The sequence below is a fragment of the Streptomyces sp. NBC_00019 genome (assembly GCF_045041015.1).
Lineage (GTDB): Bacteria > Actinomycetota > Actinomycetes > Streptomycetales > Streptomycetaceae > Streptomyces.
In genome coordinates, this window is sequence record NZ_CP108302.1 from 7,849,197 (window position 1) to 7,872,545 (window position 23,349).

General features: G+C 68.5%; 15 protein-coding genes. 10 read left to right on the forward strand and 5 right to left on the reverse strand.

What is annotated here, in order from left to right:
* Positions 1-6 precede the first annotated feature (6 nt).
* Positions 7-1,959: an alpha-glucuronidase gene (locus tag OHU89_RS36875; protein WP_405649281.1), complete on the reverse strand. Its 1,953-nt coding sequence runs from the start codon at positions 1,957-1,959 to the stop codon at positions 7-9.
* A 20-nt stretch (positions 1,960-1,979) separates the two neighbouring features.
* Entirely contained in the window at positions 1,980-5,750 is a 3,771-nt protein-coding gene (locus OHU89_RS36880) for a GH92 family glycosyl hydrolase (RefSeq protein ID WP_405649282.1), read from the reverse strand.
* Between the two features lie 346 nt (positions 5,751-6,096).
* Here OHU89_RS36880 and ngcE point away from each other — a divergent pair, with 346 nt between their 5' ends.
* The 9 genes from ngcE (at position 6,097) to OHU89_RS36925 (ending at position 18,274) form a co-directional block, all read left to right on the forward strand.
* The gene (gene ngcE, locus OHU89_RS36885) at positions 6,097-7,542 is read left to right on the forward strand and encodes an N-acetylglucosamine/diacetylchitobiose ABC transporter substrate-binding protein (protein ID WP_405649284.1); all 1,446 of its coding nucleotides are present in this window, start codon (positions 6,097-6,099) and stop codon (positions 7,540-7,542) included.
* 72 nt (positions 7,543-7,614) lie between these two features.
* Positions 7,615-8,544: a carbohydrate ABC transporter permease gene (locus OHU89_RS36890; RefSeq protein ID WP_307024741.1), complete on the forward strand. Its 930-nt coding sequence runs from the start codon at positions 7,615-7,617 to the stop codon at positions 8,542-8,544.
* Between the two features lie 20 nt (positions 8,545-8,564).
* Positions 8,565-9,500, forward strand: coding sequence for a carbohydrate ABC transporter permease (locus OHU89_RS36895; protein WP_327719951.1), 936 nt, complete (start codon positions 8,565-8,567; stop codon positions 9,498-9,500).
* A 194-nt stretch (positions 9,501-9,694) separates the two neighbouring features.
* Positions 9,695-10,894 (forward strand): ROK family protein, encoded by a 1,200-nt coding sequence (locus OHU89_RS36900; RefSeq protein ID WP_405649285.1) that lies wholly within the window; start codon positions 9,695-9,697, stop codon positions 10,892-10,894.
* Positions 10,895-11,027: 133 nt separating this feature from the next.
* Complete coding sequence (locus tag OHU89_RS36905; RefSeq protein WP_405654809.1) at positions 11,028-12,107, forward strand: sugar ABC transporter substrate-binding protein; 1,080 nt, start codon at positions 11,028-11,030, stop codon at positions 12,105-12,107.
* Between the two features lie 243 nt (positions 12,108-12,350).
* On the forward strand, positions 12,351-13,142 hold the full coding sequence (locus OHU89_RS36910) for an ATP-binding cassette domain-containing protein (protein WP_405649286.1): 792 nt from the start codon (positions 12,351-12,353) through the stop codon (positions 13,140-13,142).
* Complete coding sequence (locus OHU89_RS36915; RefSeq protein ID WP_405649287.1) at positions 13,139-14,473, forward strand: sugar ABC transporter permease; 1,335 nt, start codon at positions 13,139-13,141, stop codon at positions 14,471-14,473. The genes OHU89_RS36910 and OHU89_RS36915 overlap by 4 nt, the downstream gene beginning before the upstream one ends.
* A gap of 215 nt (positions 14,474-14,688) precedes the next feature.
* Positions 14,689-16,608 carry a 1-deoxy-D-xylulose-5-phosphate synthase gene (gene dxs / locus OHU89_RS36920; protein ID WP_405649288.1) on the forward strand — a complete coding sequence of 640 codons (1,920 nt, stop codon included), beginning with the start codon at positions 14,689-14,691 and terminating at the stop codon, positions 16,606-16,608.
* 142 nt (positions 16,609-16,750) lie between these two features.
* The gene (locus tag OHU89_RS36925; RefSeq protein ID WP_405649290.1) at positions 16,751-18,274 is read left to right on the forward strand and encodes an amino acid permease; all 1,524 of its coding nucleotides are present in this window, start codon (positions 16,751-16,753) and stop codon (positions 18,272-18,274) included.
* A gap of 6 nt (positions 18,275-18,280) precedes the next feature.
* Here the strand turns inward: OHU89_RS36925 and OHU89_RS36930 are convergent, their stop codons facing one another.
* Complete coding sequence (locus tag OHU89_RS36930) at positions 18,281-18,652, reverse strand: NTP pyrophosphohydrolase (protein ID WP_405649291.1); 372 nt, start codon at positions 18,650-18,652, stop codon at positions 18,281-18,283.
* 106 nt (positions 18,653-18,758) lie between these two features.
* On the opposite strand from OHU89_RS36930, the gene OHU89_RS36935 reads away from it, so the two are divergent.
* Positions 18,759-19,778, forward strand: a complete 1,020-nt coding sequence (locus OHU89_RS36935; protein WP_405649293.1) for a hypothetical protein — start codon at positions 18,759-18,761, stop codon at positions 19,776-19,778.
* 164 nt (positions 19,779-19,942) lie between these two features.
* On the opposite strand, the gene OHU89_RS36940 is transcribed toward OHU89_RS36935, so the two are convergent.
* Together OHU89_RS36940 and OHU89_RS36945 are read right to left on the reverse strand one after the other, a co-directional pair.
* A complete protein-coding gene (locus OHU89_RS36940; protein ID WP_405649294.1) occupies positions 19,943-22,081 on the reverse strand; it encodes a 3-hydroxyacyl-CoA dehydrogenase NAD-binding domain-containing protein in 2,139 nt (712 codons plus the stop codon).
* On the reverse strand, positions 22,078-23,304 hold the full coding sequence (locus OHU89_RS36945; RefSeq protein ID WP_405649295.1) for a thiolase family protein: 1,227 nt from the start codon (positions 23,302-23,304) through the stop codon (positions 22,078-22,080). The genes OHU89_RS36940 and OHU89_RS36945 overlap by 4 nt, the downstream gene beginning before the upstream one ends.
* Positions 23,305-23,349: the final 45 nt, after the last annotated feature.

The window sequence follows — 23,349 nt, forward strand, 5'->3', positions numbered from 1 at the left end:
ACGCGGCTAGTGGATCCGGCGCCCGTGTGCGTCGGGCACACCGGACTTCCGGAAGAAGTAGCTGTTGATCTGGTCGCGCCACTCGCGGGCACAGCGGAGCTGCTCCTCGAACCGCTCCGTCACCCGCGAGTGGCGTTCGGCGTCGACCACCTCCACCAGCGAGGCCCACACCCGCCGGGCGGCCTCCACCTCTTCCACGCCCTTGAAATGGGTGTCGTAGATGTGCTGGATCACCGTCTCACCGCTGTGCAGCACATGCCCGTACGGCACATGGTGGAAGAACAGCAGCAGCTCGTCCGGGCAGGTCTCCGGCGACTCGTACACCTCGGCCCAGGGCTTGGCGTACTGCGCCGCGTACCCCGTGCCGGTCGCCGCGCTGCGGTCCACGCCGATGCCGTCCCGGTCGGCGAAGTGGTAGGTCCCCCACGGGCTGTACTCGTATCCGTCCACGCTCGGCCCGTAGTGGTGACCGGGCTGCACCATGAAACCGACCCCGAGCGGCGCGGTGTACCTCTCGTACGTGCGCCACGACCCCTCCATCACCGCGCGCACCCCCGCCGCCGGCTCCGTCCCGAAGGTGAGCCGGATCCACTCGTCGAGGATCTCCAGCGGGTCCGCGTCCGGCCGCCAGGCCAGCCGTCCGAAGGTGTAGAGGTTCGCCTGGGCCAGCGGATGCCCGGTCCAGAACGGGTCGTCGCCGACGTTGGAGACGGCGACCAGGGCATCCGCCAGCTCCGCCACCGGCGTGCCGTCGGGCCGGAACCGCAGCACCTCGCTCCACATCGGCCCCAGCCAGCACACATGCCGTTGCTGCCCGGTGTACTCCTGCGTCGCCTGCAACTCCACCGCGAGCCGGGTGCCGGGCATCGCGCCGATCAGCGGTGAGACCGGCTCCCGTACCTGGAAGTCCATCGGCCCGTGCTTGACCTGGAGCACGGCGTTCGACGCGAACTCCCCGTCCAGCGGCACGAAATGGTCGTAGGCCGCACGCGCCCGGTCCGTCGTCCGGTCCCGCCAGTCCTGCCGGTGGTCGTAGACGAAGGCCCGCCAGTGCACGGTGCCGCCGTACGGCTCCAGCGCGGCGGCGAGCATGTTCGCCCCCTCGGCGTGCGAGCGGCCGTAGGCGAACGGCCCCGGCTGCCCCTCCGAGTCGGCCTTCACCACGTACCCGCCGAAGTCAGGTATCGCCTCGTACACCCGCGCGGTCGCCTCGGCCCACCACGTCCGCACCCCCTCGTCGAGCGGGTCGGCCGTCGCGAGCCCGCCGAGCACGACCGGCGCGGCGAAGCTCACGGACAGATGCGTCCGGATCCCGTACGCCCTCAACGCGCCCGCGATCGCGGCGACCTCGCCGATCCGCTCGGTCAGCAGCCGCGCCTCGGCCCGGTGCACGTTGACGTTGTTCACGGCCACGGCGTTGATCCCGCACGAGGCGAGCAGCCTGCCGTACGCCATGACCCGCTCGAGATCCCCGCGCGCCCGCCCGTCCTCCCAGAACAGCGAGCCACCCGCGTACCCGCGCTCCACCTGGCCCATCACCGGGTGCACGGACACGTTGTCCCAGTGGTCCAGCATGCGCAGGCCCAAGGCCGGGCGATGCGTCTCCCGACGGGGTTCGCCCCGGAAGGCGTCCTCGCCGAGCCGTACGACGTGGAAGAGGCCGTACAGCAGGCCTGGCCGGCCGGACGCGGTGACCGTCGTCCGGCCGTCCTCCCGTGCGAACGTGAACCCCTCGGACCCGTCGTCGCCGGTCAGGTCCAGCAGCAGGTCGTACGGTCCGGAGGACGCGTCGCGCTCGACGTGTCCCCCGAACCGGGCGCAGGCCTGCGCCACTTCCTCGTGCACCGAGTCCACGGCCGGACCCTCACCACCACGGATGAGCGTCCGGCGGCTGCCGATCGGCCGGAAGGCGCCGGGGGTCAGCCAGGCAGGGTCGACACTTTCCGGAAGATGAGGCACGGGACTCCCAACTAGGCGGCTCAGGCCAGCAGTTCGACCTCGGAAACGGTCGCCTCGCCGTCCAGCACGAGGCGGTACCTCTCGTACGTACCCGGCGACCCCACCGTGAACGCGCGTGTCTGTCTGTCCCAGGCGAAGGACTCACCGGACCGCTCGTCCAGCGTCTCCCACGAGGTCCCGTCGGCCGACCCCTGGAGCACCCAGCCCTTGGGCGCCTTCGTCCGGTCCGAGGGCGAGGTGAGCGTGTACTGCACCGCCTCGACCTCCTCGGTGACCGGCAACTCGGTCTCCGTCACCGCCACTTCGCTCGCCGACGTGTTGTCGAAGAGCTCGCCCGGGCCCTTCAGCACATCCGCCCGAGGCGTCGGCACCTTGTCGTCCTTGGTGATCGACACCGGGGCGGCGTTCTTGCCCGTGCCCCAGGACGAGGGCCGCGGACCCATGTCGAAGATCAGCGTGCCACCCTTCGAGATCAGCGAGTGCGGAAGCGAAGTCGACGTCCAGGTACGCCCGTTGACCTTCAGGCCCTGCACATACACATTGCGGGTGCTGTTCTTCGGCGCCTTGACGACGAGGTCCCGTCCGTTCTCCAGATGCACGGTCGCCTTGGTGAACAACGGTGAGCCGACGGCGTACTCGCCGCTGCCCATCACCAGCGGATAGAAGCCCAGCGCGGAGAAGAGGAACCACGCCGACTGCTCGCCGTTGTCCTCGTCACCGTGATAGCCCTGCCCGATCGCACTGCCGGTGTAGAGCCGGGACAGCACCTCACGGACGTTGCGCTGGGTCTTCCACGGCCGGCCGGCCGCGTCGTACATGTAGTTCACATGGTGGGCGACCTGGTTGGAGTGCCCGTACATGCCCATGCGGACGTCCCGGGCCTCCGTCATCTCGTGGATGACCCCGCCGTAGGAGCCGACGAAGTCCGGCGAGGCCGTCTCCGGGGTGGCGAAGTACTCGTCGAGCTTCTCGGCGAGCCCGCGGCGGCCGCCGTACAGGTTGGCCAGGCCGCGGCTGTCCTGCGGGGCGGTGAAGGCGTACCCCCAGCCGTTGGTCTCCGTGTAGTCGAAACCCCAGACACGAGGGTCGTACTTCGACGACTCCACCCGCCAGTCACCGGCGAGATCCCGCCCCTGGAAGAAGCCGGCCCGGGAATCGAAGAGGTTCACGTACTCCCGGGCCCGGTTGAGGAAGTACTCCGACTCCTCCTCGTACCGCTTCTCACCCGTCTTGTCGTACAGCGCCTGTCCCATCCGCGCGATGCCGTAGTCGTTGAGGTAGCCCTCCAGCGCCCACGACAGGCCCTCATGCGTCTCGGTGCCGGTGTAGCCGAGGAACGGGGAGGTCTCCATCCCCTTGCGGCCCACGCCCGACGTAGGCGGCACGACGGTCGCGTTCTTCACGGCCGCCTCGTACGCCGACTCGGCGTCGAAGTCGACGCCCTTGACGTACGCGTCGGCGAAGGCGACGTCCGAGGACGTGCCGGTCATCAGATCCGCGTAGCCGGGGGAGGACCAGCGCGAGGTCCACCCGCCATCCTTGTACTGCTGCACGAACCCGTCTACCATCTCGCCCGCCTGAGAGGGCGTCAGGAGCGAGTACGCCGGCCAGGTCGTCCGATAGGTGTCCCAGAAGCCGTTGTTGACGTACACCTTGCCGTCGACGATCTTCGCCCCGGTGTGCGTCGGGGTGTCGGGCCCCGGCATCGGCGAGAACGGCGAGGCGTACTGGTGTTTCGAACCGACCTTCTCGAAGCCGGAGTTGGGGTACAGGTACAGCCGGTACAGGCTGGAGTACAGCGTGGTCAGCTGGTCCTCGGTGGCGCCCTCGACCTCGACCTTGCCGAGCAGCCGGTCCCACTGCCGCTGGGCGCGCGACTTCACCGTCTCGAAGGAGGTGCCGTCCGGGATCTCCTGGCGCAGGTTGTCCTTCGCCTGGTCGATGCTGATGAGCGAGGTCGCCAGCCGCAGTGTGACGGTCCGGTCCTTGAACCGCAGATAGCCCTTGACCCCGCTGGAGTCGCCCTCGACCACCGGCTTGTCGAAGACCCCGTACACGAAGAGCCGCGTCGCCCCGGTCGACAGCCCGGACTTCACGTCCGAGTACCCGGTGACGACCCCGGCCGCCTTGTCGAGCGTCAGCCCCGCCTGGTCCGTCACGTTGTCGAAGAGGACGCTCGCCTCGTCGCCGGGGTAGGTGAAGCGCAGCGCCGCCGCGTGGTCGGTCGGTGCCATCTCCGCCTTCAGCCCGTTCTCGAACCGCACGCCGTAGTAGTACGGCCGCGCGGTCTCGTTCTCGTGCCGGAAGGCCAGCTCCCGCGCCTCGCGGCCGGTCTCCGGGACGCCGGCGGCCACGGACGGCATCACCTGGAAGGTCTGCCGGTCGCCCATCCAGGGGCTCGGCTCATGGCTCGCGCTGAACGCCTGGATCGTCGGCAGGTTGTCGTCGTTGTTGGCCCGCGCGTAGTCGTACAGCCAGCTCAGCGAGCCGGCGTTGGTGACCGGCGTCCAGAAGTTGAAGCCATGGGGCACGGCGGTCGCGGGGAAGTTGTTGCCGCGGGAGAAGGCCCCGCTGGAGTTGGTGCCGCGGGTGGTCAGCGCGTAGTCCGAGAGGTGGGCCTTCGGCTTCTCGGGCGCCACGGGCCCGAGCCGTACGTCGTCCAGCCAGCCGCGGAACCTCGCCGGGCCGCCGGGGGAGTCGTAGGCCACCAGGATCCGGTCGACCGTCTTCCCGGCCGCCACCGACCCGATCCGCGAGGCCACGTCGTTCCACTGGTTGACGTACAGCACCTTCGAGGCGCCCTGCCCCTGCGGCGACAGCTCGAAGCCGTGCAGGTCCCGGGCCCCGAGGCCGCTCAGATACGTGCCGTCCGTGAAGGCCAGGTCCACCGCCACGTTCGTCGCCGCGTAGTCCCGGTCGCCGTCCGCCATCGACGGGAAGACGCGGTACGCCAGTCGGGTGTCCCGGCCGACGGCCACGTTCACGTCGTAGACCTTGTTGTACGAGTACGCCCGCCCGTCCGCCGTGTGCCGCCCGGCGTACCGCAGCGCCCGCTTCCCGGTGAATCCCGCCCGTGCCTTCGCGGTGGGGGAGCCGTTCGGGCCGCGGTCGACCAGCGAGAGCATGTCGGGCGGGACGGGCCCGTTGCCGCCGCCCGTGGAGAACTGCACGTCGGCGAGTTGCAGGATGTCGGAGGCGCCGTTGTTCGCGGTGACGTCGAGGCGGAAGTGCTGGTACTCGGCCGGCTCCGCGAGGTCGTACGACTTCGTCTGGAAGCGCTCGGCGAAGGACTCCCCGGAGCGGGTGTCGAGGGTCTTCCAGTCCTTGCCGTCCGCCGAGCCCTGAAGCGTCCAGTCCTTGGGGTCGCGCTCGGCGTGGTCGTTGGCCGAGACAAGGGCGTACGTCACGATCTTTCTCGGTTTGTCCAGGTCGAACTCCACCCAGCCGGTGGGCTGGAACGCCAGCCACTTGGTGCCCGGCTCGCCGTCGACGAGGTTCTCCTTCACCTCGCCGCCGGAGGCGTTCTCGGCGCTCGCGCGGACGTCCGTGACCCGGTCGGTCACATTGCCCGGGATACCGCTGCTGTAGCCGCCGTCGACGCCCGAGGCGCGCTCCACCGTGTCGGTCCAGTCCGGCACCGGATCGTCCGCCTCGAAGGAGGACGCGAACTCCCGGTCGGCGCCGGGCGCCTCCGGCAGGGCGGTCGCGGCCCCCTGGGAACCCATGGCCAAAGCGAAGGCGGTCGTGAGAACGACCGCCGGCCCTCGTCTGTACCGAGCTCTGTGCCGCATGCGCCAGCACCCTCCTGCCATCGCGGACAACGTTGTCAACTTCGATGCGCAAGGATCAGTTGTGACCCAAGTGGTCAGCGATGTCAAGGGTGTTGGGTGTGGCATTCGGGCATAATGGCGGGCATTTTTCCGTCAGGTAGCGCACAGCCCGCACATATTTCCGGGAGGTCTCAACTCGGAAAAGACCCATGGCCAACCTTGCATTCGATCTTGCTCCGCTGGCGGGAAGTGGACTATACCTGTCGGCGATTCACCGCACTTCCTGCACGACCCAGCGTGACCCGAACGCGGTGCCCGGGAGGATCCGGTTCACCGCCTGAGTCCTGGAGAAGGCGAGGACTTGAGCATGGGATCCACTTCCGCCGAGAACAGCAACAAAGGCTCCGTCGGCCGCCGCGATCTGATCAAGCGGTCCGCCGCGCTCGGTCTGATCTCCGTACCCACCATGAGCGTCCTCTCCGCCTGCGCGAGCGGCGGCGGGGACGACAGTTCCGACAACGACACCGGAGGCAAGACCTCCAAGTCCAATCCCTTCGGCGTGAAGGACGGCAGCAAGCTCGACGTCGTCATCTTCAAGGGCGGCTACGGCGACGACTACGCCAAGGCCTGGGAGGCGAGCTTCAAGAAGAAGTGGGGCGTCACCTCCGTCCACACCGGCACCCAGGAGATCACCGGCAAGCTCCAGCCCCGCTTCAACGCGGGCAACCCGCCGGACATCGTGGACGACTCCGGTGCCCAGCAGATCCCGATCGACGTGCTGTACAAGAACGGCCAACTGCTCGACCTCGCCGTGGTCCTGGACGCCCCGTCGATCGACGACCCGGCCAAGAAGGTCCGCGACACGCTGATCCCCGGCACCCTCGACGCGGGCATGCAGGGCGGCAAGGTCGTCGCCCTGAACTACATCTACACGGTGTGGGGCCTGTGGTACTCCGGCAAGCTCTTCAAGGAGAAGGGCTGGACGGAGCCCAAGACCTGGGACGAGTTCCTCGCCATCTGCAAGGACGCCAAGTCCCAGGGCATCGGCGGCCTCGCTCACCAGGGCAAGTACCCGTACTACATCAACGTCGCCATCATGGACCTGATCGCCAAGACCGGCGGTCTGGAGGCCATGAAGGCGATCGACAACCTCGAGCCCAACGCGTTCGTGGGCTCCGACGCCGCGAAGGCCGCCGTCGAGGCGATCTACGAGGTCGTCGAGAAGGGCTACCTGATGCCCGGCACGAACGGCCTGACCCACACCGAGTCCCAGACCCGGTGGAACCAGTACAAGGCCGTGTTCATCACCAGCGGCTCCTGGCTGGAGAACGAGCAGCTCAAGACGACCCCGTCCGACTTCGACATGAAGTTCCTGCCGATGCCGCTGCTGCCCGGCAGCAAGCTGCCCTTCGAGGCGATCCGGGCCGGTTCCGGCGAGCCCTTCATCATCCCGGCCAAGGCCAAGAACCTGCCCGCGGCCAAGGAGTTCGTGCGGATGATGCTGTCCAAGGAGTGGTCGACGACCTTCGCCAAGGAGGCGAACTCGCTGACCATCGTCAAGGACGGCGTCGACACCGGGGTCCAGCTGCGGCCGGGCACCCAGTCGACGGTCGAGGCGTCCAAGGCGGCCGGTGACGACACCTTCCGTTTCCTGTACACCGAGTGGTACAGCGAGATGGGTACGGCGATCGAGAACGCGTCCAACGAGCTGATGGCCAAGCGCATCCAGCCGGCGGAGTGGCTGAAGCGGGCCCAGGCCGCCGTCGACAAGCAGGCCAAGGACCCGGAGTCGAAGAAGAACCACCGGGACTAGATCACACAGTGCCCCGCGCCCCCGGAAAGGGGCGCGGGCGTACCGCCGGGAGACCAGGGGCAGGAAACGCCAATGCGCAAAGGGCAGTACCGGTTCGTCGCGGGATTTCTTTTCGCTCCCGTGGCGCTCTATGTGACCTTCGTGATCTGGCCGTACATCCAGACGTTCGGATATTCGCTGACCGACTGGAAGGGGCAGTCCCAGACCTTCAAGTTCGTCGGCCTGGACAACTACAAGGCGCTGTTCCAGGACGACATCTTCATGGGGGCGATCTGGCACAACATCCTGTTCCTGATCTTCATTCCCCTGGTCACCATTCTGCTCGCGCTGTTCTTCGCCTTCATGCTCAACGTGGGCGGGCGCAGCCGGGCCGGCGGGGTCGCGGGGGTCGCCGGATCCAAGTACTACAAGATCATCTACTTCTTCCCGCAGGTGCTGTCGCTGGCGATCATGGCGGTGCTGTTCGGGGCCGTCTACCGCAGTGACGGCGGCGGCATGCTCAACGGGCTCCTCATCAAGCTGGGCCTGGTCGACGCCCAGAGCCCCATCGAGTGGCTCAACGAGCCCGACCTCGTGCTGTGGGCACTGCTCGTGGTGGTCGTCTGGCACGGCGTCGGCTTCTACCTCGTGCTGTTCTCCGCCGCGATGCAGTCCATCCCGAAGGACATCTACGAGGCCGCGCTCATCGACGGTGCCGGCCGCTCGCAGTCCTTCTTCCGCATCACGCTGCCCCTGCTCTGGGAGTCGGTGCAGACCGCCTGGGTCTATCTCGGCATCGCGGCGATGGACATGTTCATCCTGGTCTCCACGATGACCTCCGGCGACTACGGAGGCGGTCCCGACCATCACAGCGAGGTCATGGCGACCGTGATGATGCGCAACTTCCTGCTGTACGGCAAGAGCGGGTACGCCTGCGCCATGGGCGTGGTCATGCTCGTTCTCACCCTGATCGTGTCCGTGTTCACGTTGCGCGCCACCCGCCGCGACCGCGTCGAGTTCTGAGCGGGGAGAGAAGACACCTCATGAGCGCACCTCTCAAGGAGACCGCCGCCTCGGGCGGTTCGGTCCCCGCCCAGCCCTCGGTCGGCAAGACCCCGGCACGTCCCGGCGACCCGCGCGGTGAAGGCCTCGCACTGAACGTCTTCTCGCACGGCTTCCTCGCCCTGTGGGCGCTGCTGATCGTGCTGCCGCTGCTGTGGCTGGTGCTGAGTTCCTTCAGGACCGATGCCCAGATCGGCGGTTCGGCCTTCGGCTGGCCGCAGAACTGGTCGCTGGACGTGTTCTCCCGTGCCTGGGACAAGGGCATCGGCGACTACTTCGTCAACACCGTCATCGTGCTGGTCTTCTCGGTGCCGCTGACGATGCTGTTCGGCTCGATGGCGGCGTACGTGCTGGCCCGCTACGAGTTCTGGGGCAACCGTTTCCTGTACTACTTCTTCGTGGCCGGCGCGATGTTCCCGGTGTTCCTCGCCCTCGTCCCGCTGTTCTTCATGGTCAAACGGCTGGACATGCTGAACACCTACCAGGGGCTGATCCTGGTGTACATCGCCTACTCGATGCCGTTCACGGTCTTCTTCATGCACGCCTTCTTCCGGACCCTGCCGACCGCGGTGTTCGAGGCGGCGGTCCTGGACGGGGCCTCGCACACCCGTACGTTCTTCCAGGTGATGCTGCCGATGGCGAAGGCGGGTCTGCTCAGTGTCGGCATCTTCAACACCCTGGGCCAGTGGAACCAGTTCATCCTGCCGACGGTCCTCATGCAGCCGCAGAGCGGTGACGATCCCGAGCGCTATGTCCTCACCCAGGGGCTCATCCAGCTCCAGCAGCAACAGGGGTACGCCTCCGATCTTCCGGTTCTCTTCGCGGGCGTGACCATCGCGATGATCCCGATGCTGGTCGTGTACCTGTCCTTCCAGCGCCAGGTGCAGGCAGGGCTGACATCTGCGACCTTGAAGTGAAGGGCGCGTAGCGCTCCGGAACCGACCGTGCGCACGCCGTTCCCCGCCCTGGGAGCGGCGTACGCGCGCGTGCCCAGAGCCGCGGATACTGTTCAACCTCTTGACGGAAGGCGACCCGAACGGCTCAGCTTAGAGTTCACTAGTTGGACATTCACGGGGCCTCATAGAAGCGGTCCCGCGCGCAGGAGGTCGTCGTGGAGACTCCGGGGTCGCAGTCGTCGCTGCACCGAGCCAACCTGGAACGGGTGGTCCGGGCCGTCCGGCTGGCCGGGTCGCTCACCCAGGCGGAGATCGCCCGGACCACCGGTCTGTCCGCGGCGACGGTCTCCAATATCGTCCGCGAGCTCAAGGAGGGCGGAACCGTCGAGGTCACGCCCACTTCGGCGGGCGGCCGGCGGGCCCGCAGCGTCTCGCTCAGCGGGGACGCCGGCATTGTGATCGGTGTCGATTTCGGCCATACGCACCTACGGGTCGCGGTCGGCAACCTCGCCCACCAGGTGCTGGCCGAGGAGTCCGAGCCGCTGGACGTGGACGCCTCCTCGACGCAGGGCTTCGACCGGGCGGAAGAGCTGGTCAACCGCCTGATCGCGGCCACCGGCGTCGACCGCTCCAAGATCGCCGGGGTGGGTCTCGGCGTCCCCGGCCCGATCGACCTGGAGTCCGGTTCCCTGGGCTCCTCCGCGATCCTGCCGGGGTGGATCGGCACCAAGCCCGCCGAGGAGCTGGGAGGCCGTCTGGGCGTCCCCGTGCACGTCGACAACGACGCCAACCTGGGCGCCCTCGGCGAGATGGTCTGGGGCGCCGGCAGAGGCGCCAGGGACCTGGCGTACATCAAGGTCGCCAGTGGTGTCGGCGCCGGTCTGGTCATCAGCGGCAAGATCTACCGGGGCCCGGGTGGCACAGCGGGAGAAATCGGGCATATTACTCTTGATGAGTCCGGCCCGGTCTGCCGCTGTGGAAACCGTGGCTGCCTGGAGACCTTCGCGGCCGCGCGCTATGTGCTGCCGCTCCTCCAGTCCAGTCATGGCACCGACCTGACGATGGAAGGCGTCGTACGGCTGGCCAGGGACGGAGACCCGGGCTGCCGTCGGGTGATCGCCGACGTCGGCCGACACATCGGCAGTGGAGTGGCCAATCTCTGCAATCTCCTGAACCCGAGCAGGGTCGTCCTGGGCGGTGATCTCGCCGAGGCAGGTGAGCTGGTGCTCGGCCCCATCAGGGAGTCCGTGGGCCGGTACGCCATCCCTAGCGCGGCACGTCAACTCTCCGTTCTCCCGGGGGCACTTGGGGGTCGTGCGGAGGTGCTCGGAGCGCTCGCTCTCGCACTCAGTGAGATGGGTGATTCGACCCTTTTGGACGGCACACTGCATGCAGCAGCCCCTGCCTTCACTTAGAGAACGAAACCCGCCGTTGCCAACCCGTTAAGTATTTACTTCTTGACGTCGCACGTACGGCCGAGTTGACTTCCAGCCACCTCGGCCGCAACGACGCGGCCTCGTCAGGGAGGTTTCAAAAGTGAACACGCTTATGCGTCGTGCGGCCGTACCCGTTCTGGTCTCGGCTCTTGCTCTCTCCGCCGCCGCCTGTGGCAAGGCCGGAGACGACGACAACGACAGCGGCAGCTCCGACAACAAGTCGATCGGCCTGCTCCTGCCCGACAGTGTCACCACGCGTTACGAGCAGTTCGACCGGCCGTTCTTCGAGGCCAAGGTCAAGGAGCTGTGCGACGACTGCACGGTCTCCTACAACAACGCCGGCGCCGACGCCGCCAAGCAGGCCCAGCAGGTCAGCACCATGGTGACCAAGGGCGTGAAGGTCATCGTGGTCTCCGCCCAGGACTCGGCCGCGATCAAGTCCTCCATCCAGGCCGCGGTCGACAAGGGCGTCAAGGTCATCGCGTACGACCGTCTGGCCCAGGGCCCGGTCTCCGCGTACGTCTCCTTCGACAACGAGAAGGTCGGCCAGCTCCAGGGTCAGGCCCTGCTCGACTCCCTCGGCGACAAGGCGACTCCCAAGGCCAACGTCGTCATGATCAACGGTGACGACGCCGACCCGAACGCCGCGCTGTTCAAGAAGGGCGCCCACAGCGTCCTCGACGGCAAGGTCAAGATCGCCTACGAGCAGTCCGGCCTGTGGAAGGACTCCGTCGCCGCGGAGAAGATGTCGGCGGCCATCACCCAGCTGGGTGCCAAGAACATCGCGGGCGTCTACGCGGCCAACGACGGCATGGCCGGTGGTATCGCCAACACCCTCAAGGGCGCCAAGATCAGCGGCATCCCGCTGACGGGCCAGGACGCCGAGCTCGCCGGTATCCAGCGCATCGTCGCCGGTACCCAGTCCAGCACCGTCTACAAGGCCTTCAAGCCGGAGGCCGACGCGGCCGCCCAGCTCGCGGTCAACCTGCTCGAGGGCAAGAGCATCGACTCTCTCGCCACGCAGACCATGACCAACGGCTCCGGCGACAAGGTTCCGTCGCAGCTGCTGACCCCGGTCTCCGTCACCGTCGACAACATCAAGGACACGGTGATCAAGGACAAGCTGTACACCGTCGACCAGATCTGCACCTCGGCGTACGCCGCCGCGTGCAAGAAGGCCGGTCTCCAGTAACACCCGCCCTCGGGGCGTGTCCTTCGCGGGACACGCCCCTTCGGCAGGCACCAGCCTGTCCGGCGCCCGCCCCACTCTCAAACCCCGCTGCGGGGCGGGCGCCGGACGGAAACATGGCTGTCGCAGCCGTTGCCAAGTCGTATGGGCTGCGAGCAAGTTCATCCAGTAAATCCGTGCTCTGAGCACAACCCTCCGCGCCTAACCCCATAGCGCGGCATCCCCGCCGGTCAGGCGGCGAAGGAGATGGTTCACGTGTCCGCTACGCCCGTGCTGGCGTTGCGCGGAGTCTCCAAGCGATTCGGTGCGGTCCAGGCCCTCACCGATGTCGAACTGGAGGTCCACGCCGGAGAAGTGGTCGCCCTGGTCGGCGACAACGGCGCCGGAAAGTCCACGCTGGTCAAGACGATCGCCGGTGTGCATCCCATCGATGAGGGCGTCATCGAGTGGGGCGGCAAGCCGGTCAGCATCAACAAGCCGCACGACGCCCAGGGACTCGGCGTCGCGACGGTCTACCAGGACCTCGCGCTCTGCGACAACCTCGATGTCGTCGGCAACCTCTACCTCGGACGCGAGCTGCTGCACCGCGGCGTCATCGACGAGGTCTCGATGGAGAAGAACGCTAGGGAACTGCTGAGCACGCTCTCCATCCGCATCCCCAGCGTGCGCATCCCGATCGCGAGCCTGTCCGGCGGTCAGCGCCAGGTCGTCGCCATCGCACGCGCCCTCATCGGTGACCCCAAGGTCGTCATCCTCGACGAGCCCACCGCAGCGCTCGGCGTCGAGCAGACCGCACAGGTCCTCGACCTCGTCGAGCGGCTGCGCGAGCGCAACCTCGGCGTCATCCTCATCAGCCACAACATGGCCGACGTCAAGGCTGTCGCCGACACCGTCGCCGTGCTGCGCCTGGGTAAGAACAACGGTTCCTTCTCCGTGAAGGACACCACCCACGAAGAGATCATCGCCGCCATCACGGGCGCCACGGAGAACGCCGTGACCCGTCGTGCGGGGCGTCGCAGCACGGAGGCGGCAAAGTGAGCGACACGTCGAAGACCGAGAAGGTCACAGAGAAGTCCGGAGGCGTGGTCGAGGACCAGACCACCGTCGCCCCCGCCGACGACCCCACGGCCGCGTCGGTCGCCGTCGTCGACCCGCGCCTGCTGGTCCGTGAAGAGGGCCTCAAGGGCTACTGGACCGAGTTCAAGCGCAAGGTGAAGGGCGGCGAGCTCGGCTCGCTGCCGGTCGTCGTCGGCCTGATCATCATCTGGATCATCTTCCAGGCGAAGAACGACCGCTTCCTGAGTGCCGACAACCTGTCGGACATCAGCTACTACATGTCGGCCACCGGGATGCTCGCCATCGGCCTGGTGTTCGTCCTGCTGCTCGGCGAGATCGACCTCTCCGTCGGCTCCGTCAGCGGTCTGGCGTCCACCCTGTTCGCCGTCTTCGTGGTCGAACACGGGGTGAACGCCTGGCTGGCCCTGGTCCTCGCGGTCCTGACCGGTCTCGGGATCGGCGCCCTGCACGGCTGGTTCTTCGCGAAGATCGGTGTACCGGCGTTCGTGGTGACCCTGGCCGGCTTCCTCGGCTGGAACGGTCTGATGCTGTGGCTGCTGGGCTCCAGCGGCACCATCAACATCCCCAACGACGACGGCCCGGTGGGCATCCTCGGCCAGGGCTCCTTCTTCATGGACCAGGCCATCATCGGCGCCTACCTGGTGGCCGGCCTCGGTGTCGTGCTGTCGCTCGTCGGCAACTTCGGCGAGCAGCGCCGGCGCAAGGCCGCCGGTGTGCCCTTCCGGCCCACCGGCGAGATCCTCGTCCGGGTCGGTCTGCTGGCGCTCGCGTCCTTCGTCGCCGCCGCGGTGCTGAACAACGCGCGGGGCGTGTCCAACGCGCTGGTGATCTTCCTGGCGGCGCTGGTGATCGTGGACTTCGTGCTGCGTCGTACGACGTACGGCCGCAAGGTGTTCGCGGTCGGCGGCGGTATCGAGGCGGCGCGGCGTGCCGGTATCAACGTGCCGATGGTCCGGATCACCGTGTTCGCCATCTCCGGTGGCTTCGCGGCGGTCGGCGGTATGTTCTTCGCAGGTCAGACGGCGTCCGCGACGCTGAACGCCGGTGGCGGCAACACCCTGATGCTGGCGATCGCCGCCGCGGTCATCGGCGGTACGAGCCTCTTCGGTGGGCGTGGCTCCGTGTGGTCCGCGATGCTGGGCATGCTCGTCATCCAGTCGATCACGACCGGCCTGAACCTGCTGAACATGAACACGTCGATCCAGTACATGATCACCGGCGGCGTTCTGCTCGGTGCGGTCGTCATCGACTCCGTCTCCCGCAAGAGCCAGAAGGCGGCGGGACGCGGCTAGCGCCCAAGCGCCCCAGGGGCGTGGGTGAACTTGCGGGTACCGGTCCCTCGTGACTGGTCGCGCAGTTCCCCGCGCCCCTTCTCGGCGTTGTAGTACCGGGTGATTTTGGGTACAGCCGATCGCGTGACGTATCACCCACCGCCCGAGTCTCGTCCGCAAAGACGGAACATTAGACTCGACAAGCCCGGCAACAGCTCTACTGCAAGGAGGCACGGGTGCCGCTGCTGACCCGCATCAGGGGACCGCGCGATCTGGACCGGCTCAGCCTGGAGCAGCTGGACCAGCTGGCGGAGGAGATCCGGACCTTCCTCGTCGACGCCGTCTCCAAGACCGGCGGCCACCTCGGCCCGAACCTCGGCGTGGTCGAGCTCACCATCGCCCTGCACCGTGTCTTCGACTCACCGAAGGACAAGGTGCTCTGGGACACCGGACACCAGTCCTACGTCCACAAGCTGCTCACCGGCCGCCAGGACTTCTCGAAGCTCAAGATGAAGGGCGGCCTGTCCGGCTATCCCTCGCAGGCCGAGTCCGAGCACGACGTCATCGAGAACAGCCACGCCTCGACCGTCCTCGGCTGGGCCGACGGGCTCGCGAAGGCCAACCAGATCCAGAAACGCGGCGACCACGTGGTCGCCGTGATCGGAGACGGCGCCCTCACCGGCGGCATGGCCTGGGAGGCGCTGAACAACATCGCCGACGCCAAGGACCGGCCACTGGTCATCGTCGTCAACGACAACGAGCGGTCCTACGCGCCGACCATCGGCGGCCTCGCCAACCACCTGGCGACCCTGCGCACCACCGACGGCTACGAGCGCTTCCTGGCCCGCGGCAAGGACCTCCTGGAGCGCACTCCCGTCGTCGGCAAGCCGCTCTACGAGACCCTCCACGGGGCCAAGAAGGGCCTCAAGGACTTCATCGCGCCCCAGGGCATGTTCGAGGACCTCGGCCTCAAGTACGTCGGCCCCATCGACGGCCACGACATCGAGGCCCTGGAGTCCGCGCTGGCCCGCGCCAAGCGCTTCGGCGGCCCGGTCATCGTCCACTGCCTCACCGAGAAGGGCCGCGGCTACCAGCCCGCCCTCCAGGACGAGGCCGACCGCTTCCACGGCATCGGCCCCATCCACCCCGACACCGGCCTGCCGATCAAGGCCTCCGGCGCCGACTGGACCTCCGTCTTCGGCGACGAGATGGTCCAGCTCGGCAAGGAGCGCGAGGACATCGTCGCGATCACCGCGGCCATGCTCCAGCCGGTCGGCCTGAAGAAGTTCGCGGACGCTTTCCCGGACCGCATCTACGACGTCGGCATCGCCGAGCAGCACGCCGCCGTCTCCGCGGCGGGCCTGGCGACCGGGGGAGTGCACCCCGTCTTCGCCGTCTACGCGACCTTCCTCAACCGCGCCTTCGACCAGGTCCTGATGGACGTCGCCCTGCACAAGTGCGGTGTGACGTTCGTCCTCGACCGGGCCGGCGTCACCGGCACCGACGGCGCCTCCCACAACGGCATGTGGGACATGTCGATCCTCCAGGTCGTCCCGGGACTGCGGCTCGCCGCGCCCCGCGACGCCGACCAGGTGCGGGCGCAGCTGCGCGAGGCCGTGAAGGTCGACGACGCGCCGACCGTCGTGCGGTTCTCGAAGGGCGCCGTCGGCCCCGCCGTGCCCGCGGTGGGCCGGGTGGGCGGCATGGACGTGCTCCGTGAGCCGGGGACGGACACGCCCGACGTGCTCCTCGTCTCGGTGGGCGCCCTCGCGCCGATGTGCCTGGAGATCGCGGGCCTCCTCGACAAGCAGGGCATCACCACCACCGTCGTCGACCCGCGCTGGGTCAAGCCCGTCGACGAGGCCATGGCCCCGCTCGCCGAGCGCCACCGCGTCGTCGTCACCGTCGAGGACAACTCCCGTGTCGGCGGAGTCGGTTCGGCGGTCGCCCAGGCTCTGCGCGACGCCGGCGTCGATGTCCCGCTGCGCGACTTCGGCATCCCGCCGCGCTTCCTCGACCACGCCTCCCGCGCCGAGGTCATGGCGGAGATCGGTCTGACCGCCCCGGACATCGCCCGTCAGGTCACCGGTCTGGTGTCCAAACTGGACGGCAAGTACGGCAGCGCGGCGGCCGAACCGGAGCCCGCGCGCGACTGATCCGTACGACCGGATGGGCCGGTTCCACCACCGCGAAGGGTGGTGGAACCGGCCCATTTGCGTGAATCACCACGCGCCGGGGCATACGCAGTACGCCCCCTCTCGATCATGTCGAGGACGACACAGCGTGGGAGGTACGCCCGTGAGCAGCACACTCTTCCGGACGAAGAGAGTCGAGCAGTCCATCCTCGATACCGAGGAGCCGGAACACGCGCTGAAGAAATCCCTGTCGGCGCTCGATCTGACGGTCTTCGGCGTCGGTGTCATCATCGGCACCGGCATCTTCGTCCTCACCGGCACGGTGGCCAGGAACAACGCCGGCCCCGCCGTCGCCCTGGCCTTCGTCGTGGCCGGCGTCGTCTGCGCGCTCGCCGCACTCTGCTACGCCGAGTTCGCCTCCACCGTCCCGGTGGCCGGCTCCGCGTACACCTTCTCGTACGCCTCCCTCGGGGAACTGCCCGCCTGGATCATCGGCTGGGACCTGGTCCTGGAGTTCGCGCTCGGCACGGCGGTGGTGGCCGTCGGCTGGTCCGGGTACATCGCCTCGCTGCTGGACAACGCGGGCTGGCATCTGCCGGAGGCGCTCAGCGGCCGGGACGGCGCCGACGGCTTCGGGTTCGACATCCTCGCCGCCGCGCTGGTCCTGGTGCTCACCGGCATCCTCGTCCTCGGCACCAAGCTCTCCGCCCGGGTCACCTCGCTCGTCGTCGCCATCAAGGTGACGGTCGTCCTGACCGTGATCGTCGCGGGCGCCTTCTTCATCAAGGGCGACAACTACGACCCGTTCGTCCCCAAGGCGCAGGCCGTGGAGGCCGGCGGGGATCTCCAGGCCCCGCTCATCCAGCTGATGTTCGGCTGGGCGCCGTCCAACTTCGGTGTGATGGGCATCTTCACCGCCGCCTCCGTCGTCTTCTTCGCCTTCATCGGCTTCGACGTGGTGGCCACGGCCGCCGAGGAGACCAGGAACCCGCAACGGGACATGCCCCGGGGCATCCTGGGGTCCCTGATCATCTGCACGGTGCTCTACGTCGCCGTGTCGATCGTGGTGACCGGCATGCAGCACTACAGCGAACTGTCCATCACGGCACCGCTCGCCGACGCCTTCAAGGCCACCGGGCATCCCTGGTTCGCGGGCTTCATCAGCTTCGGCGCCGCGGTCGGCCTGACGACGGTCTGCATGATCCTGCTGCTGGGCCAGACCCGGGTGTTCTTCGCGATGAGCCGAGACGGACTGCTGCCGCGGTTCTTCTCCCACGTCCACCCGCGGTTCAGGACCCCGCACCGGCCGACGATCCTGCTCGGCGTGATCATCGCGATCGTCGCGGGCTTCACACCGCTGAGCGAGCTCGCCGAACTGGTCAACATCGGCACCCTGTTCGCGTTCGTCGTCGTGGCGATCGGCGTGATCATCCTGCGTCGCACCCGCCCCGACCTGCACCGTGCCTTCCGCACCCCGTGGGTACCGGTCCTGCCGATCCTGTCGGTGCTCGCCTCGCTGTGGCTGATGCTGAACCTGCCGACCGAGACCTGGCTGCGGTTCGCGATCTGGATGGTCCTCGGCTTCGTCGTGTACTTCCTCTACGGCCGCTCCCACAGCCGTCTCGGACGGGAGGAGGAGACGACGGTCGGCCAGGTCGTCAAGCCGCCGAACGGCGGCGCGCAGTAGCCCTGTTCAGGGGCGGACAGTGCGCGGCCCCGCCACCTCCGCCCCCAACTCCGTGACACGCCGCCGCAGTTCACGATCCGCGGTGACGACCAGAACGCGGCGCCCCGCCGCCTCGGCGACCAGCTCGACCATCCGGTCGTCCCCGCTGCCGGACGCCGCGTCGACCCGTACACCGGGCACGGACTCCACGCCCCGGGCGGCCCCCTCGACCACGAGCAGGAGCTCCACCGGCCCGTCGTGCCCCGGCACCCCGTCCGCCGCCAGCCGGTCCCGCAACCGCTCCGCCGCCCCCCGCCGGTCCCGCCACCAGCCGTCGGGCACCGACCCGACGACGTTGGCGGCATCGACGATCACGAGCAGCGGGGCTTCGGCGTTCATGGGGCCAGGGTGTCAGGCGGCGGGCGTCCCGTCGAAGCAGACGGCAGGCGGCCGCACCCGGGGGGTGACAAGGCTGGGCTCAAGGGGCCACGCATAGAGTGAACAGGTGAACGGCGACTGGCTCCTCCGCGGCCGCGACGGCCGGCTCAGTGTCTATCTGCCGTCCGGCGAGTCGGTACTCTGCCGGGCCGAGCAAGGGCCCGGCGGCCCCTGGGAAGCGGCTCCACGCAAGGTCGGCGGCGACCAGAAACTCCGCCCGGGCCTCGCGATCGGCCAGGGCGGCGACGGCTACGCCCATCTCGTCTCCTGGCGGCCCACCAAACCCGGTGAGTCCGGGCTCGTGCACTCCACACACTTCCGCCCGCGCCTCGCCGCCCTCGACTGGACGCCCATCGGCCATCCCAACAAGACGGGCGACCGCACCGGCACGCCGGCCGTCGCGGTCGACGCCCAGGGCCGCGCCCATGTCTTCGTCCGCAACAAGGGCGGCGGGGTGAGCATGGTCGCCCAGAAGGAGAAGGGTGGCTGGGACCCGTGGCGGGACCTCAAGGGCAGTGACGTCCAGGAGGACTTGGCGGCGGTGACGGGCGAGGCGGGGCGCGTGGAGCTGTACGGGGCCGTCCCCGGCGGCGTCCTGTACTGGCGCCAGGAGAAGCCGGGCGCCCAACCCGCCCTGACGGAGGTGCTGGAGACCCCGGTCCGCCCGGGCACCCTCCGCGCCCTGTCGACCTCCCCGGAGCACACCACCCTCTTCTACACCGACGACTCCGGCGACCTGTGCGCCTGGCGCCCCGGCGCCAAACCCCTCGCCCTCCTCGCCTCGGCCGGCCCCGGCCCGGTCTCCACCGTCCGCTGCGAACTCGACGGCCACGACTGCACCCTGCTCGCCCAACGCTCCTCCAGCGGCCGCGTGGCCTTCGCCGCTTACCCGACGGAGCAGGAGTCCGCGGGCGCGTGGTGGACGGAGTCGGGCCCGGCGCTCCCCGCGGACGCAGGGGTGTCACTGACGACGGACGAGGACGGCAGGGTAGCGGCGGCGACACTGTCCCCGTCGTCCGGCCAACTCCTGTTCACACGACGCAAGGACGAGCCGGGCCTGGCACTGGAGGCGTGGCGACCCGTTTAAGGGGCGCGGGGAACTGCGCAGTCTTTGAGGGGGGTCTGGGGGCACAGCCCCCAGGGACGGGAAGGGTAGGGGCAGCGGGGGCGAAGACTGTTTGGCCGGCCCGGACGCCGAGTGCCCCGCACACCGAAACGGCATACGGGGCACCGGTGTTCACAGCGGAGCGCTTACGCAGGGACGCTGGCCACACCCGGCGCCAGGAACTTCTTCCCGTTCACCCGCTCGGAGACACCCTCACGGTCCAGGTACGGCGTGATGCCACCCAGGTGGAAGGGCCAGCCCGCACCCGTGATCAGGCAGAGGTCGATGTCCTGGGCCTCGGCGACGACACCCTCGTCGAGCATGAGCCCGATCTCCTGCGCCACCGCGTCGAGGACCCGCTCGCGGACCTGCTCCTCGGACAGGACGTTGTCGCCCTGCTTGAGCAGCGCGGCGACCTCGGGATCCAGCTCCGGCTTGAACCCGTTTTCTGCGGAGTAGACGTAGAAGCCGCGCTTGCCCGCCTTGACGACGGCCGCGAGGTTCGGGGAGACCGTGAACCGCTCCGGGAAGGCCCGGTTGAGGGTCTCGGAGACGTGCAGACCGATCGCGGGACCGACCAGCTCGAGGAGGACCAGCGGCGACATCGGCAGACCCAGCGGCTCGACCGCCTTCTCCGCGACCTCGACGGAGGTGCCCTCGTCGATGACGTTCTGGATCTCGCCCATGAAGCGGGTGAGGATGCGGTTCACGACGAACGCCGGGGCGTCCTTCACCAGCACCGCGGTCTTCTTCAGCTTCTTGGCGACACCGAAGGCCGTGGCCAGCGAGGCGTCGTCGGTCTGCTCACCGCGGACGATCTCCAGCAGCGGGAGGATCGCGACCGGGTTGAAGAAGTGGAAGCCCACGACCCGCTCGGGGTTCTTGAGCTTCGACGCCATCTCGGTGACCGACAGCGAGGAGGTGTTGGTGGCGAGGATCGCGTGCGCCGGGGCGACCGCCTCGACCTCCGCGAACACCTGCTGCTTGACGCCGATCTCCTCGAAGACGGCCTCGATGATGAAGTCGGCGTCGGAGAAGCCCTCGGCCTTGTCCAGCACACCGGTGACCAGGGCCTTGAGACGGTTGGCCTTGTCCTGGTTGATACGGCCCTTGCCGAGCAGCTTCTCGATCTCGGCGTGGACGTAGCCCACACCCTTGTCGACGCGCTCCTGGTCGATGTCGGTCAGGACGACCGGCACCTCGAGGCGGCGCAGGAACAGCAGCGCGAGCTGCGAGGCCATGAGGCCCGCGCCCACGACGCCGACCTTGGTGACCGGACGCGCCAGCGACTTGTCCGGCGCACCCGCGGGACGCTTGCCGCGCTTCTGCACCAGGTTGAAGGCGTAGATGCCGGAGCGCAGTTCGCCACCCATGATCAGGTCGGCGAGGGCGACATCCTCGGCGTCGTAGCCCTGCTGGAGGTCGCCGTTCTTGGCGGCGGCGATGATGTCCAGGGCGCGGTAGGCGGCCGGGGCCGCGCCGTGCACCTTGGAGTCGGCGATGAACCGGCCGCGCGCGACGGCCTGGTCCCAGGCCTCACCGCGGTCGATCACGGGACGCTCGACCTTGACGTCGCCCTTCAGCACCTGGGCGGTCCAGATCAGCGACTGCTCCAGGAAGTCCGCACCCTCGAAGAGGGCGTCGGCGATACCCAGTTCGAAGACCTGCCGGCCCTTGAGCTGCTTGTTCTGGTTGAGGCTGTTCTCGATGATCACCGAGACGGCCTTGTCGGCACCGATCAGGTTCGGCAGGATCGTGCAGCCGCCCCAGCCGGGCACCAGACCGAGGAAGACCTCGGGCAGCGAGAAGGCGGGGAGCGCCTTGGAGACCGTGCGGTACTCGCAGTGCAGACCGACCTCGACGCCACCGCCCATCGCGGCACCGTTGTAGTACGCGAAGGTCGGGACCGCGATGCCGGCGAGACGCTTGAAGACCTCGTGGCCGCCCTTGCCGATGGCGAGCGCGTCCTTGTGCTCCTTGAGGAGCTCGACACCCTTGAGGTCGGCGCCGACCGCGAAGATGAACGGCTTGCCGGTGATGCCGACGCCGACGATGTCGCCGGCCGTGGCCTCCGCCTCGACCTGGTCGATGGCGGCGTCGAGGTTCGCCAGCGACTGCGGGCCGAAGGTGGTCGGCTTGGTGTGGTCGAAGCCGTTGTCCAGCGTGATGAGCGCGAAGCGCCCGGCGCCGAACGGCAGGTCGAGGTGGCGTACGTGCGCGGACGTCACGACCTCGTCGGGGAACAGCTCGGCCGCACCCTTCAGAAGCTCAGCGGTGGTGCTCACTTGTCGCCTCCGGCGTCCTTGTGGTTCGGGTTCTCCCAGATCACCGTGGCGCCCATGCCGAAGCCGACGCACATGGTGGTGAGGCCGTAACGGACCTCCGGCTGCTCCTCGAACTGACGGGCCAGCTGCGTCATGAGACGCACGCCCGAGGAGGCCAGCGGGTGACCGAAGGCGATGGCGCCGCCGTACTGGTTGACGCGCGCGTCGTCGTCCGCGATGCCGTAGTGGTCGAGGAAGGCGAGGACCTGGATGGCGAAGGCCTCGTTGATCTCGAACAGACCGATGTCGGAGATCGACAGCCCCGCCTGCGCGAGGGCCTTCTCGGTGGCCGGGATCGGGCCGTAGCCCATGACCTCCGGCTCCACACCCACGAAGGAGTAGGAGACGAGGCGCATCTTCACCGGGAGGTTGTTCTCGCGGGCGAAGTCCTCGGACGCGATGAGCGAGGCGGTGGCACCGTCGTTGAGACCGGCGGCGTTGCCCGCGGTGACGCGGCCGTGGACGCGGAAGGGCGTCTTGAGACCGGACAGGTTCTCCAGCGTGGTGCCCGGGCGCATCGGCTCGTCGGCGGTGACCAGGCCCCAGCCCGTCTCACCGGCCTCCGGGTTGGTGCGGCGCACGGAGATCGGGACCAGGTCGGCCTGGATCTTGCCGTTGGCGTACGCCTTGGCGGCCTTCTCCTGGGAGCGCACGGCGTATTCGTCGGCGCGCTGCTTGGTGATCTGCGGGTAGCGGTCGTGCAGGTTCTCGGCGGTCATGCCCATGAACAGCGCCGACTCGTCGACCAGCTTCTCGGAGACGAAGCGCGGGTTCGGGTCCACGCCCTCGCCCATGGGGTGGCGGCCCATGTGCTCGACGCCACCGGCGATGGCGATGTCGTACGCGCCGAAGGCGACCGAACCGGCGACCGAGGTGACGGCGGTCAGGGCGCCGGCGCACATGCGGTCGATCGAGTAGCCGGGCACCGACTGCGGCAGACCGGCGAGGATGCCGGCCGTGCGGCCGATGGTCAGACCCTGGTCACCGATCTGCGTGGTCGCGGCGATGGCGACCTCGTCGATCTTCTTCGGGTCGAGACCCGGGTTGCGGCGCAGCAGCTCCCGGATCGCCTTCACGACGAGGTCGTCGGCGCGGGTCTCGTGGTAGATGCCCTTCGGGCCCGCCTTGCCGAACGGGGTGCGGACGCCGTCGACGAAGACGACGTCCCTGACGGTACGAGGCACGATGGCTCTCCTCCAGATGCGGGATGGCACTGCTGCACTGCACAA

Bases quoted from the DNA above. Each gene is read 5' to 3' on its own strand.
- OHU89_RS36880 (WP_405649282.1), bottom strand. From the start codon at position 5,750: ATGCGGCACAGAGCTCGGTACAGACGAGGGCCGGCGGTCGTTCTCACG.
- ngcE (WP_405649284.1), top strand. From the start codon at position 6,097: ATGGGATCCACTTCCGCCGAGAACAGCAACAAAGGCTCCGTCGGCCGC.
- OHU89_RS36890 (WP_307024741.1), top strand. From the start codon at position 7,615: ATGCGCAAAGGGCAGTACCGGTTCGTCGCGGGATTTCTTTTCGCTCCC.
- OHU89_RS36895 (WP_327719951.1), top strand. From the start codon at position 8,565: ATGAGCGCACCTCTCAAGGAGACCGCCGCCTCGGGCGGTTCGGTCCCC.
- OHU89_RS36905 (WP_405654809.1), top strand. From the start codon at position 11,028: ATGCGTCGTGCGGCCGTACCCGTTCTGGTCTCGGCTCTTGCTCTCTCC.
- OHU89_RS36910 (WP_405649286.1), top strand. From the start codon at position 12,351: ATGGTTCACGTGTCCGCTACGCCCGTGCTGGCGTTGCGCGGAGTCTCC.
- OHU89_RS36930 (WP_405649291.1), bottom strand. From the start codon at position 18,652: ATGAACGCCGAAGCCCCGCTGCTCGTGATCGTCGATGCCGCCAACGTC.